Genomic DNA, 13,028 nt, shown 5'->3' on the forward strand with positions numbered 1-13,028 from the left:
GCAATTGTTTTGCAATGCATGGCCAGTCATGTGCACAAAGTGGCAGTGAGGCAGCTGAAGCTTTTACGTTATCGCAATTATCCTTTTTTCAATATTCATTTTTCTGGTCAGCATGTGGTTTTTACTGGCCATAACGGTGCTGGTAAGACGAATCTTTTAGAGGCGTTATCTTTTCTTTCTCCTGGTCGTGGTTTGCGACGTGCTGCTTATTCTGACGTTAGTTTTGTAGATGGTGGCGGTGGAGGGTTTGTTGTATTTGCGCTTCTTGAATGCGCTCTTTATGGTGAAGTAAAGATTGGTACAGCTTTGGAGGTTAGCGATAACAGTCGAAAAGTCCATATTAATGGTGTGAATGAGTCGGGTGATTGCCTAACAGATTATTGTCATATTAGTGTTCTAACACCGTCTATGGATGGTCTTTTTACAGGTCCTTCGCTTGAGCGCCGTAGTTTTTTGGATCGTATGGTTTTGGCGATTGATCCCTTGCATAGGCGCCGCATAGCTGATTATGATAAAGCTATGCGCGCACGTAATCGTTTGTTTTTAGATGGAAATGAAGATTGTGCTTGGTTTGATGCTTTAGAAAAGCAGATGGCAGAACTGGCGACAGCTATTTCTGCGGCGCGTGTTGATGTTGTTCGTCTTTTAAATGATTTGTTTACACAAATGCCATCACAGATACCTTTTCCACGAGCTTTTTTGCAAATTGATGGTTTTTTGGAAACAGCTCTTAGTGAAATATCAGCAATTGAAGTTGAAGAGCAATTTTGTGATCTATTACGGCATAATCGCGCAATGGACCGTGCTGCTGGTCGGACATTAGAAGGACCACATCGCGCAGATTTGCAGGTTTTTTATGCTGATAAAAATATAGCCGCAACATCTTGTTCAACAGGTGAACAAAAAGCGCTGCTGACAGGTTTAGTTTTGTGTCATGCACGTCTAACAGGTATGATGTCGGAAAAAACTCCCATTCTTCTTCTTGATGAAATGGCTGCTCATCTTGATTCGCATCGACGTGCTGCTTTATTTGATATTCTTGATGATTTAGCTGTACAAACATTTATGACAGGAACAGATCGTCTTTTATTTGATGGCTTAAAAGGACGCGCAGAATTCTTTGAGATTAAGAATGGAGCTTTATTGTCGTAAAAACATGCTAAATATTTTTTTAATAAGTGATAGGTCTAAAAGAAAAGGCATGCTATGTCTGAGATGATAACGATTTTAAATGGTCCTAATTTAAATTTTCTAGGTCAACGTGAGCCAGAAATTTATGGAACTGAGACTCTGGAAGATATTGAAAAAAGATGCAGAGAATGGGCAAAAAAAAATGATATCATAATAAATTTTTATCAAAGTAACTGTGAAGGGCAGTTGGTAGCATGGATACAAAAAGCAATAGAGGCAAGTTCTGGATTGATTATTAACCCAGCGGCTTACAGTCATACATCTGTTGCACTTCTTGATGCCCTAAAAATGTTTTCAGGGCCAAAAGTAGAAGTTCATTTATCTCATATTTACCAGCGTGAAGCTTTTCGTCACCACTCTTATACATCTGCAGGTGTAGACGCTATCATAACTGGGTGTGGAGGTGATGGATATTGGTTTGCACTTGAATATATTGCAAAACAATTAAGCAAAACAATTAAATTGTGATAGGTAAAGAATAAGCGTTTGATAAGAGTAATATAGGCATTGAATTCACTTGATAATTATTTTCAAATCTGTACAATACGAGGTATATATATTTATGACAATTTTTGGTGCATATGACGGGGGTAAATAGAGATGAAAAGCTTTGTTCGACAATTAGAAATGCTTGTGATTTTAGGGGGAGCACTGCTTTTATCTGGTTGTAAAATTGATGTTATACAGCCATCAGGTTATGTTGCACGTCAACAGCTCATTTTGATAGTTGTTTGTGTGGTGGTGATGCTTTGTGTTGTCATCCCAGTTATGGTGAGTGTGGTATTTTTAGCTATAAAATATCGTGCATCGAATATGAAAGCGGACTATTCTCCTGATTGGGCGCATTCAAATAAAATTGAAGCGTTGATGTGGGGTATTCCAATTGTAATTGTAATGGTTTTAGGTTCATTAACAGCTTATTATACTTATAAGCTGGAACCTACAAATCCTCTCCCAGTGGAAGTTGTAGGTGAAGGAAAGCCATTACAGATTGATGCCGTTTCTCTTGATTGGAAATGGCTTTTTATTTATCCTGAATATGGTGTTGCATCGATTAATGAGATTTATGCACCTGAAGGACGTCAAGTTTTATTGCAATTGACGTCAGAGAATTCTGTCAATGCTTTTTGGGTCCCCAAACTGGGTACAGTTCTTTACGCTATGCCGCAGATGAATGCTAAGTTGCATTTGGTCGCTGAAGAGCAAGGAGTATTCAAAGGAACCTCAGCAAATTACAGTGGTGATGGTTTTTCGAGTATGCGGTTTAAGTGGCATTCTGTGTCTTTGCAGGACTTTGAGGATTGGATTGTAAAAGCTCGGGCTAATGGTCGAGTGCTTGATCGTGCATCTTATCGTCAACTTTCTATTGCGCCTCGTATGGGTGATATTGCTGCGAAGAAAAAAGATGCTGAAGTTCGTTATTTTGCACCTGTTGAGAAGCGCCTTTACTATCGTGTTGTTAATCGATGTGTCGATGAAAATACGGTATGTAATGAGGATTTAATGAAACGTGCTGCTGCTCAGACGCTATGGGGTGCACTATGTTCAGTATTTGATCCTGATGTTATTTAAAGGGTCAGTAAAGAAAGAGCCCTTTTAACATAAGGTTTCTTTTAAACTTGAATTTCATTTGAAATGGGTTGAGAAATGTTTGGAAGACTTACAGATCCTACGGCAGGTGCTTTTCATGCACTTGCACATGAGCCGATCGTTTTATACACGTGTATTGCGATTGTTGTGGTTGGTTTAATTGCTGTTGTTGCTCTAACAGCACTTGGGTGGTGGGGGATTCTATGGCGAAATTGGATTACAACTGTTGACCATAAACGCATAGGCATTATGTATATAGTTCTTGGAATTATTATGCTTGTTCGCGGTTTTGCGGACGCGCTTATGATGCGAACACACCAAGCTTTAGCTCTTGGGAGTGAAAGTGCAGGTTATTTGCCCCCTGACCATTTTGATCAAATTTTTTCGGCGCATGGCACTATCATGATTTTTTTCATGGCCACGCCTATTTTATTTGGTCTTTTTAATTATCTTATACCGCTTCAAATTGGTGCGCGTGATGTTGCTTTTCCCTTTGCAAATAATCTAGGTTTTTGGATTACGGCTGCAGGGGCAATATTGATTAACATATCCCTAGGTGTTGGGAATTTTGGTCGTGGTGGCTGGTTGATGTATCCACCTTTTACAGAATTGCAAACGAGTCCAGATACAGGGGTAGACTATTATTTATGGTCACTTCAACTTTCTGGTATAGCGACAACAATGGGGGCGGTCAATTTTGTTGCGACTTTGATTAAAATGCGTGCTCCTGGGATGACGATGATGAGAATGCCTGTTTTTTGTTGGAGCGCTTTTGTTAGCAATGTCCTTATTTTAGTTATTTACCCTGTCTTAACTGTAGCATTTGCACTCTTGGCATGCGATCGTTATTTGGGCATGAATTTCTTTTCTAATGTTGGTGGCGGAAATCCGATGGTATGGATTAACTATGTTTGGGTTTTTGGTCATCCTGAGGTTTATGTTTTGGTTGTTCCTGCTTTTGGAATTGTTTCTGAGGTTGTATCAACTTTTTCTTCAAAGCGCCTCTTTGGTTATACTTCGATGATATGGGCCATGTTGGTTATTTTGATTCTTTCGCTTCTTGTTTGGGGACATCATTTCTTCACAATGGGTGGCGGTGAAGCTGTGAATACTTTCTTTGGTATTGCGACAATGATTATTGCCGTTCCAACAGGTGTAAAAGTCTTTAATTGGCTGCTAACTATGTATAAGGGGCGGATTCGCTTTGAGCCTCCAATGCTTTGGTGCATGGGAATGATTTTTACATTTGTTGGTGGTGGATTAACAGGTGTTTTGTTATCTATTGTGCCAGCTGATTGGCAGTTTCATAATTCGTTGTTTTTGGTAGCGCATTTCCATCATACAATTATTGGTGGTGTCGTTTTTGCGTACTTAGCGGGGATTGCATTTTGGTTTCCAAAAGTTTTTGGTTATAAACCAAATCGAGCATTGGGTATTGCATCTTTCTGGTGTTGGTTCATTGGTTTTTACCTTGCCTTTTTCCCAGTCTATGCACTTGGTTTAATGGGTGGGACGCGTCGTCTCCAGCATTACATGGAACCTAGTTGGCAACCGATGTTTATGATTGCTGCATTGGGTGCTTTTATTATTTTGCTTGGTATCCTTTGTTTTGTGCTGCAAGTTGTTTTGGCGATTTGGTACGGTATCAAACATAAGGGACGTTTACCTGTAACATTAAATGATTCTTGGGGTGATGCACGGACCCTTGAATGGTCTATCTCTTCACCGCCTGCTTCTTACAATTTTGCAATAGTTCCGAAAATACAGTCTGATGATGCTTATTGGAATATGAAGAAAAGTGGTTATCAACGTCCTACCAGTGGATTTACAAAAATTCATATGCCGTCCAATACATCGGCTGGAATTATTGCGGGATTTTTCTCATTAGTTGTTGGTTTTGCGCTTGTCTGGCATATTTGGTGGCTTGTTGCGGTCGGCTTGATTGGTTTTATTGCAACGCTTGTGTGTCATTCATTAACAGGTGATCATCATGGTTATTATATTCCGGCTGAAGAAGTACAAAAAACTGAAGATGCCTTTACAGCTGTTCTTAAAGAACAAGGAGTGACAGTATGAGTGCAGTAACAATGAATAAAGTGAGTGCTGTGGATGAACATCACCACGATAATAGTTCGGTAATGACGTTTGGTTTTTGGGTCTATATTCTCTCAGATTTGATCCTGTTTTCGACACTTTTTTCAAGTTTTGCTGTTTTTTCTGCTTCTTATGGTGGTGGTAAGGCGGGCAATGAGTTTATTGATTTAAAATTTGTTTTGGTTGAGACTGCTTTCTTGTTGTTTTCATCCGTCACTTATGGTTTTACAATGGTACAAGCACATAAAAATAACATCAGTGGTGTGCGTTTATGGATGGCTATTACCTTTGTATTTGGCTGTTGCTTCATTGGTATGGAACTTTACGAATTTCATGAACTTTTGGGTGAGGTCTTTTATTACGATCCAAATGCTTATGCTGGGATTGATCCTGCAACGGGTTTACAGCTTTTTGGACGGGAGATTCTCTCTGCTTATTGGTCAGCATTTTTTGCTTTGGTTGGCACCCATGGACTTCACGTAAGTGTTGGTCTTCTTTGGATGGTTGTGATGTTTTTTCATCTTCGTCGTAATGGCTTGGATCAGAACAATAAGACACGTTTAGCATGCCTTTCCATTTTTTGGCATTTACTTGATATTGTATGGGTTGGTGTTTTCACCATGGTTTATCTATTAGGAGCGTTGTGATGAGCATGCAAAATGAAACACATGGTCCCAGTACTGGTTCCTATTTGGTCGGTTTTATTCTGGCTGTATTTTTCACTTTGGGTTCTTTTGTTCCTGTGATGTATGGAATGATGGAAAGTTGGGCAGTTAGTACAAAGGTTGCGTATCTTATTGGGATGGCGATCATTCAGATTATAGTACAAATTGTTTTCTTTTTGCACTTGAATTCTGGTCCGGATGCCAAGTGGAATTTAAGCGCATTGTGGTTTGCTGCTATTTGCGTTTTTGTTATTATTGGGGGAACTTGGTGGGCTATTTCTCATTTGAATTATAATATGATGGGTGGTTCAGGACGTGTTATTGAACCGGAAATATCAAGTAGAGATGATTCTTCAGTATCTAAGCAGTTATTAAACAAAGATATATCCGTAAGAAAACAACCAGAAAAGATACAGGGCTCAGAAATGTCGATGGGGCAAGGTGCAAGTGCGCAAACTTCTGTAGATCAAGCGCCTGGTTCGGAAATGCCCATGGAGCAGGGGTTAAGTACGCAGTCTCCTGTGGAGTAATTTTTAGAAATATCTGTGGAGCTGATGCAGCATGTATCAGCTCTTACAAGAAATTCGTAGGATATTAAAGAGGGGTAGCTACAAGATATCAGTGGAATGAGTATCATGATTTTGAATGTACTTTTATTTCAAAAGAGAAAGTCCACGGAGTATTGAGTCAAGCTTTAATTTTTGAGACAAATAGCTATTTGTAGAATATACAAAAAGTGATGTCTATGCAATTTACTACAAAGAAAGAGAATGTGAGAAACAAGTTTTTATGTTGTGTGGAATAAAAGCTACGAAGCGGTAACGTTTTTATAATTTACAGAATTTATATTAAAGATAGCATTAAAGTTATTTGTAATAATAATATGCACTTGAAATCAAAAGTTTAGAGAATAATCAGAAAACTTGATGAAAACCGTTGCAATGACAATTATTGGTGCTGGTTCTTTTGGTACTGCATTAGCGATTGCTCTTGCCCGTAATGGTCATAATGTTTTACTTTGGGGATATAAACCCCAACATATCAAAGAATTACAGGAACAACGTTGTAATCAAGTATATTTACCCGATATTCAATTTCCTGAAAATTTATTACTTGAAGCTTCGCTTGAAACTGCAATAGCAGCAAGTCACAATATATTAATCGCTGTTCCAAGCCATGTATTTCATCAAGTTTTGTATAATATTCAGCCTTATTTAGATCAGCATTCACGCGTTATTTGGGCAACAAAAGGTTTAGAACATGGTACCGGACGTTTCTTACAAGAGGTTGCTCGTGAGATTTTAGGTGAAAAAATTCCTTTAGCTGTTTTTTCTGGACCAACTTTTGCTCAAGAACTAGCTATTGGTTGGCCTACTGCAATGACGATAGCAGTTTCTGATGTTGAGTTTGGTAAAGAATTGCAGCAACTTTTTCATTGTGACAAAAGTTTTAGAGTTTATAAAAGTTCGGATATGATTGGTGTTCAATTAGGGGGAGCAGTCAAAAATGTTATTGCTATTGGTGCAGGAATATCAGATGGTATGGGCTTTGGGGCAAATGCACGAATAGCTCTCATCACACGAGGACTAGCTGAAATCAGTCGTTTAGGGGGGGCTATGGGTGCTGAGCTTTCCACATTTATGGGAATGACAGGCTTAGGTGATCTGGTTTTGACATGTACTGATAATCAGTCGCGTAATCGCCGTTTTGGAATACTTCTTGGTAAAGGAATAGACATAAAAGAAGCGGAAAAACAAATTGGTCAGGTTGTTGAAGGGTACTTAAATACCAAGGAAGTACATACGTTGGCGCAACGTATTGGGATAGAAATGCCCATTGTAGAACAAATTTATCAAATTCTCTATTGTGGTAAAAACATAACTGAAGCGGCGAACGCATTACTAAGCCGTACTCTCAAGGATGAAATACAATGATATCCTATTTTTTTAAATAATTCCAATCGTAAAAAAATAAAAACATGCTATGATAGACATATAAAATAGATTGTATTGATGGTTGTATATGATAGTCATATTCCAGCAAATTATAGATTCATATCATTCGATTCTTTATGAAACATGGATGAAATATAAAAGTTTTGGCTTTTGTCTAAGAGCTATCTCTTTGAATATAAATTATCATTTCCATTTACACATGTTTATCTAATGAACAAGATATTTTGATTTTCTCTTAAATTCATCTCACAATGATATTTGCAAACAGAATAATACAAGACTCATTAGGTAGAAGCATCTTATTTATGTAACGTATAAGCTAAAAATATCATTGCTATTATCCAATTTTCAATATTATTTGCTGCGTGTAACAGCTTTTGTATCTAGATAGGGGGCAGGGATATTGTGTGTCTCTGTTTGTGTAATTCTTTAAAACAAGAAGACAATCTAATTTGGGAAGAAGCTGAAATTTAAAAGATGAAAACCAGTTCCCATTTCTACCATCATTTTTAACTTCAGTTTTACGCTATCTAAAGCAGTATCTTTTAAATAATGGAGATTACCTCACACCTTCATATTCGTCCTAAATTAGATTGTCTTGACGTTTCAAGAATAAATAGAACGGTAGGCAATATTTTTTTCAACCTGGTATACAAAAGCTGAAGCTAAGGATTTTAATAATCCTCTAATCTCTGTTTCAAACTGTGATAGCATGAGAGCTGGATATTTGCTTTATAAGCAACAGCAAAAGCGTATGCTTTAGTAAGGTAAATAACGTCATAAAATACAAAATTTATCAACCATGGATTGAAGAAATATTCCGGATTTTTATAAAATACTTTGCAAAACAAGGCATCATACATCTGGTTTTGTATTACACTTATTCTTATAAAGACCTGCGCACGTGCCTTACGTCATATTTTTCTAAGTGCGATGATTTTTATCCTTCTTGAGCATCGTCACTCTTTTTCAGCTCTTCAAGTATTGGCATAGACATGATGTTATAGCCTGAATCAACATAATGGATTTCACCTGTAACACCTGATGATAAGTCAGAGAGTAGATAAAGAGCAGATTTTCCAATTTCATGAATATTTACGGTACGACGTAATGGGGCATTACGGCGTTGATGTGAAAATATTGCCCGTGCAGCTGCAATACCGTTACCTGCTAAAGTTCTAACAGGACCAGCGGAAATCGCATTGACACGGATATTTTGAGGACCAAAGTCCGCTGCTAAATAACGTACCATAGCTTCTAAAGCTGCTTTAGCAACACCCATGATGTTATAATTAGGCACAACTTGCTGTGAAGCACCATAGGTAAGAGTTAAAAGTGTTCCTCCATTAGGCATAAGTCTACCCGCGCGCTGGGCAATTTCAGTAAAGGAATAAGCTGAAATAACCATCGTGCGTTGAAAGTTTTCACGTGTTGTAACATCAACGTAACGCCCTTTTAGCTGAGTTTTATCTGAAAAACCAATGGCATGGACAATAAAATCAATTGTTTTCCATTCTTTTTCAAGTTGCTCAAAGACGTAGTCAATATTTTCAATTTTTTCAACATCACACTCTAGCACTAATTTGCAGCCAAGTTTATCTGCTAGAGGCTGAACACGTTTTCCAAAAGCATTCCCTTGATAAGTCAATGCTAATTCAGCTCCTGCTTGTGCGAGCTGAAAGGCAATGCCCCAAGCAATTGAATGGTCATTCGCAATCCCCATAATAAGGCCACGTTTGCCCTCCATCAAACCTTTCATATTATTCTCCGTAAGACCGTACTTTTTTCAATTACTAAGAACTTTTGTTTATTCATAGCGTTGGAAAACAAGCGTTGCATTGGTACCGCCAAAGCCAAAAGTATTTGACAATACGGTATTCAGTTGTTGATGATCACGTCGTTCACGAACGATTGGCATATCAGCAAAAGCTGGATCAAGTTCTTCAATATGAGCACTTTCACAAATAAAATTATGCTGCATCATTAACAATGTGTAGATTGCTTCTTGAACACCAGCTGCACCCAAGGAATGACCAGTCAGAGATTTTGTGGCGGAAATTGGTGGGCATTGATCACCTGCTCCGAAGATACGGCGGATCGCTTCTATTTCAGGAGGATCACCAACAGGTGTTGCTGTTGCATGGGGATTGATATAATCAATCTTATTTTTGACGGTCGTAAGTGCCATGCGCATACACCGCTCTGCTCCCTCACCCGATGGAGAAACCATGTCGTGTCCATCGGATGTAGCGCCATAACCAACAATTTCTCCATAGATTTTTGCACCACGTGCTTTAGCGACTTCTAGTTCTTCAAGAACCAAAACGCCAGCGCCACCAGCAATAACAAATCCATCACGATTAGCGTCATAAGCACGCGAAGCTTTTTCTGGTACATCATTATATTTGCTGGACATAGCACCCATAGCATCGAATAAAACAGATAATGTCCAATCCAGATCTTCGCAACCACCAGCAAAAATGCGATCTTGTTTTCCATATTGTATTGTTTCATAAGCATTGCCGATACAATGATTGGATGTAGCACATGCGGAAGAGATTGAATAGTTTACGCCTTTAATTTTAAAAAAAGTTGCAAGTGTTGCGGATGCCGTAGAACTCATCACTTTAGGCACAACAAAAGGACCGATGCGTTTTGGACCTTTTTGGCGTGTAATGTCAGCAGCTTCTACGATTGAATGTGTTGAAGCACCTCCAGAACCCATAATAATACCCGTGTGTTCATTCGACACTTCATGCGGTTCTAGACCCGCATCAGCAATTGCCTGATCCATGGCGATGTGATTCCATGCTGTTCCACGCCCATGAAAACGTAGAGCACGCCGATCTACGAGTCCTTCTATATTAATATCGGGTTTGCCGTAAACTCTGCTGCGAAAGCCTAATTCGGCATATTGAGGTGCGTAAGAAATTCCGGATTTTGCTTCACGTAAACTGGTTAAAACAGCTTCAGGTCCATTTCCAATCGCGGAGACAATTCCCATTCCGGTTACAACAACTCGACGCATTCATACCTCCTCGTTTCATACAGAATAGTGGAAAGTTTTTTCTGACGGAAATAACGTTCAATCTTCTTTGAATAAAGCAACGCGTAAATCATTCGCCTTATAAATAGTCTCTCCATCTGCTTTTAGCCACCCATCAGCTATTCCTAAGACTAAATTTCCACGTCGAATACGCTTAAAATCTATTTCATATTCAAGAATTTTGGTTTGTGGAGTTACCATCCCTGATAACTTTACTTCACCTGTTGATATCGCTCTTCCTTTTCCTGGTTCGCCTAGCCAACCAAGAAAAAAGCCTGTTAATTGCCACATACCATCCAGTCCGAGACATCCTGGCATGACGGGATCACCTATAAAGTGACAATTAAAGAACCACAGGTCTGGTGTAATGTCAAATTCGGCGCGAACCATTCCTTTATCGTATTTACCATCAGTTTCACTAATTTGAGTGATTCGATGAATCATCAACATTGGCGGTGCTGGCAATTGCGCATTACCTCTACCAAACATTTCGCCGCGAGCGCAGCTTAGAAGCTCTTCATAAGTGTAGCGAGACTTTTGTTCAGCCATTGTTACTCCATTTATTTGCATATATTTTTATTTCTGCGCTTTTCCCAACCTACTTTTAGAGCAAATTTTAAAGAGAGGGAAATGATTTTATATCATTTTTAATGACAAAAGCCCTTTTTTATGTATTCTACACAGGTAATTATTTAAAAATGGAATACAAGATTACACCATACTATTCCCATTTTTTTGTATTTTGATCTTATTTAGCAGGGATATATTTGGGTTTGTAATATGTCAGTAAGTGCAGACGATTTAGATATGAATGAAGAACAACAGTTCACAAAAGAGTGTGGAAAAATTGTGCAATATTATTCCATTTCTATGTTAGAAAAACGTTTGCGTCAAAATGGTCTGCGTCCAACACGTCAGCGGTTGGAACTTGCACATATGATTTTTTCTCAAGGAAATCGTCATATTACTGCTGAAGAGCTCTATGAGGAAGCGGGGAGGGCAGGTGTACCTGTATCTTTAGCAACGGTTTATAATACGCTTCATCAATTTACGGAAGCGGGATTGTTACGGATTATTGCCGTAGAAGGCTCAAAAACTTGGTTTGATACCAATACCTCTGATCACTACCATTTTTATATAGAAGGCGAAAATCGTATTCTTGATATTCCTTACAATTTGGAAGAAGCTCCCATTATTAGAAATTTGCCTAAGCCACCAGAAGGTATGGAAATTTCACATGTTGATTTGATCGTACGATTGAAACCCAAAAATCAATCTTGTGATAGGCAGTGAGGATATTCAATGAGGAATAAAAGTTAAACTTGATAAGTTTGAGTATTCACCAACCTTTTACTTTTTCATCAGGATAGATTCCCCATAACTGGGGTTGCTGAAGCCATCCGCGCGTATTATTAATGTTTAGTTCGCACCATTGTCCATCACATTGGCGGATATTACCAATGACATTAGGTTCTACTTCCGCCACAAGTTCTGCGTTGTCGGTGGGGTTTTTTCGTAGCATCAGCCTTTTTGTTTTATCTTTTTGCCATGGAATAGTTATAGCAGTTCGCTTTCCCGATAAAAGCGATTGATACACCCACCCCTCATCGCCTTCTGCATCACGAATTTTGCGCCATTGATCATATTCTTGAATGATTTCAATAGGCAAGCCCTTCTTTTTGTAGGTAAAAATGATAGAATAGTTGCTTCCTGGTCCAACGCGTACATTAACGCTGGTGGGTTTAATCGAAGCAAATCGCGGAAGTGGTAAACCGCTGGGCCCTAAATTTTGATTAAATGTTTGTGCGTGCAACAAATGAGGTGAACCCAATACAATGACTGTTGCTATTAAGATACATGATGCGAGTATTGAAACGTGAAACCAACAAGAATTTTGCACACTGAACTCCTTTATTTCGTCATATATTGGAAATTTAAAATCTGAAAGATAAGACTAGAAACTGATAAAAATTATGACATATCGCTCGTTAAAGAGATCTAAACAATGAAAAAATTGTTACGAGAATAGCAAAATAAGGAAAACAAAAGTTTGTATTTTTTAGTGCTTATCTTGTTTATGAGGGGATAAATATAAATAAACACTGGATTTTATGTAGCTGTACGCGTGATAAAACAGTAAAGTATACTGGGGACATAGCAGTTTTTGTACAGGAAATTAGGGCTAAAGTATTGCATCTCTTTTCTGAGTTTGTTTCTCAAAGTAAAAGTACATGTATGCATATTATGAACAAAGAGCTGTTCAGTAAGGGGTTATCATGTTGCTTGAAAAGAAGTTTTGAATGGACAAATAATACGATGAATAAAACATTTAAGCTTAAAAATATGAGCAATACGGAGTAGATTGATATATGAAGGGCTGATTTTAACAGGACAGTTTTTCGTGATAATCCATTTTATAAAATTTGCTATACTATAATCTTATGCCATGATAATGCTTATCCGTATGCTAGATAAGCTGGATCCATC

Annotated in this window: 11 protein-coding genes and 1 pseudogene; 8 read left to right on the plus strand and 4 right to left on the minus strand. The window is 38.3% G+C overall.

All coding sequences use genetic code 11. The features are described 5' to 3' along the window. The first annotated feature begins 18 nt into the window (after positions 1-18). From recF to gpsA, 7 genes and pseudogenes are all read left to right on the plus strand, one after another. Positions 19-1,152 (plus strand): DNA replication/repair protein RecF, encoded by a 1,134-nt coding sequence (gene recF / locus ACFIKR_RS01055; protein WP_375658481.1) that lies wholly within the window; start codon positions 19-21, stop codon positions 1,150-1,152. A gap of 54 nt (positions 1,153-1,206) precedes the next feature. Then, positions 1,207-1,659 (plus strand): type II 3-dehydroquinate dehydratase, encoded by a 453-nt coding sequence (gene aroQ / locus ACFIKR_RS01060; protein ID WP_375658482.1) that lies wholly within the window; start codon positions 1,207-1,209, stop codon positions 1,657-1,659. 132 nt (positions 1,660-1,791) lie between these two features. Beyond that, on the plus strand, positions 1,792-2,763 hold the full coding sequence (gene cyoA / locus ACFIKR_RS01065) for a ubiquinol oxidase subunit II (protein ID WP_273787465.1): 972 nt from the start codon (positions 1,792-1,794) through the stop codon (positions 2,761-2,763). 75 nt (positions 2,764-2,838) lie between these two features. Beyond that, positions 2,839-4,857 (plus strand): cytochrome o ubiquinol oxidase subunit I, encoded by a 2,019-nt coding sequence (gene cyoB, locus ACFIKR_RS01070; RefSeq protein WP_375658483.1) that lies wholly within the window; start codon positions 2,839-2,841, stop codon positions 4,855-4,857. Further along, positions 4,854-5,522 (plus strand): cytochrome (ubi)quinol oxidase subunit III, encoded by a 669-nt coding sequence (locus ACFIKR_RS01075; RefSeq protein ID WP_375619284.1) that lies wholly within the window; start codon positions 4,854-4,856, stop codon positions 5,520-5,522. Before cyoB ends, ACFIKR_RS01075 begins: the two co-directional genes overlap by 4 nt. Further along, a pseudogene (gene cyoD / locus ACFIKR_RS01080) lies at positions 5,522-6,067 on the plus strand (cytochrome o ubiquinol oxidase subunit IV); the annotation flags it as partial. The gene ACFIKR_RS01075 and the pseudogene cyoD, both read left to right, overlap by 1 nt. 399 nt (positions 6,068-6,466) lie before the next feature. Then, complete coding sequence (gene gpsA, locus ACFIKR_RS01085; protein ID WP_375658484.1) at positions 6,467-7,474, plus strand: NAD(P)H-dependent glycerol-3-phosphate dehydrogenase; 1,008 nt, start codon at positions 6,467-6,469, stop codon at positions 7,472-7,474. Positions 7,475-8,435: 961 nt separating this feature from the next. Here gpsA and fabI read toward each other — a convergent pair. The 3 genes from fabI to fabA are packed head-to-tail and all read right to left on the minus strand — an operon-like array spanning position 8,436 to position 11,090. Further along, positions 8,436-9,254 (minus strand): enoyl-ACP reductase FabI, encoded by an 819-nt coding sequence (gene fabI, locus ACFIKR_RS01090; protein WP_375658485.1) that lies wholly within the window; start codon positions 9,252-9,254, stop codon positions 8,436-8,438. Between the two features lie 48 nt (positions 9,255-9,302). Then, positions 9,303-10,523 carry a beta-ketoacyl-ACP synthase I gene (gene fabB, locus ACFIKR_RS01095; RefSeq protein WP_375658486.1) on the minus strand — a complete coding sequence of 407 codons (1,221 nt, stop codon included), beginning with the start codon at positions 10,521-10,523 and terminating at the stop codon, positions 9,303-9,305. A 57-nt stretch (positions 10,524-10,580) separates the two neighbouring features. Beyond that, the gene (gene fabA, locus ACFIKR_RS01100; RefSeq protein WP_012754549.1) at positions 10,581-11,090 is read right to left on the minus strand and encodes a 3-hydroxyacyl-[acyl-carrier-protein] dehydratase FabA; all 510 of its coding nucleotides are present in this window, start codon (positions 11,088-11,090) and stop codon (positions 10,581-10,583) included. Between the two features lie 231 nt (positions 11,091-11,321). Between fabA and irrA the strand changes: the two genes are divergently transcribed. Continuing rightward, a complete protein-coding gene (gene irrA, locus ACFIKR_RS01105; protein ID WP_273787458.1) occupies positions 11,322-11,834 on the plus strand; it encodes an iron response transcriptional regulator IrrA in 513 nt (170 codons plus the stop codon). 46 nt (positions 11,835-11,880) lie between these two features. On the opposite strand, the gene ACFIKR_RS01110 is transcribed toward irrA, so the two are convergent. Beyond that, positions 11,881-12,441, minus strand: a complete 561-nt coding sequence (locus ACFIKR_RS01110) for an SH3 domain-containing protein (RefSeq protein WP_375658487.1) — start codon at positions 12,439-12,441, stop codon at positions 11,881-11,883. Positions 12,442-13,028: the final 587 nt, after the last annotated feature.

The sequence above is a fragment of the Bartonella sp. MR30HLJHH genome, from assembly GCF_042194195.1.
GTDB lineage: Bacteria > Pseudomonadota > Alphaproteobacteria > Rhizobiales > Rhizobiaceae > Bartonella > Bartonella grahamii.

What these genes read in the sequence shown, in the direction of transcription:
- recF (WP_375658481.1), top strand. Translation starts at nt 19, where the DNA reads ATGGCCAGTCATGTGCACAAAGTGGCAGTGAGGCAGCTGAAGCTTTTA.
- aroQ (WP_375658482.1), top strand. Translation starts at nt 1,207, where the DNA reads ATGTCTGAGATGATAACGATTTTAAATGGTCCTAATTTAAATTTTCTA.
- cyoA (WP_273787465.1), top strand. Translation starts at nt 1,792, where the DNA reads ATGAAAAGCTTTGTTCGACAATTAGAAATGCTTGTGATTTTAGGGGGA.
- cyoB (WP_375658483.1), top strand. Translation starts at nt 2,839, where the DNA reads ATGTTTGGAAGACTTACAGATCCTACGGCAGGTGCTTTTCATGCACTT.
- ACFIKR_RS01075 (WP_375619284.1), top strand. Translation starts at nt 4,854, where the DNA reads ATGAGTGCAGTAACAATGAATAAAGTGAGTGCTGTGGATGAACATCAC.
- gpsA (WP_375658484.1), top strand. Translation starts at nt 6,467, where the DNA reads ATGAAAACCGTTGCAATGACAATTATTGGTGCTGGTTCTTTTGGTACT.
- fabI (WP_375658485.1), bottom strand. Translation starts at nt 9,254, where the DNA reads ATGAAAGGTTTGATGGAGGGCAAACGTGGCCTTATTATGGGGATTGCG.
- fabB (WP_375658486.1), bottom strand. Translation starts at nt 10,523, where the DNA reads ATGCGTCGAGTTGTTGTAACCGGAATGGGAATTGTCTCCGCGATTGGA.
- fabA (WP_012754549.1), bottom strand. Translation starts at nt 11,090, where the DNA reads ATGGCTGAACAAAAGTCTCGCTACACTTATGAAGAGCTTCTAAGCTGC.
- irrA (WP_273787458.1), top strand. Translation starts at nt 11,322, where the DNA reads ATGTCAGTAAGTGCAGACGATTTAGATATGAATGAAGAACAACAGTTC.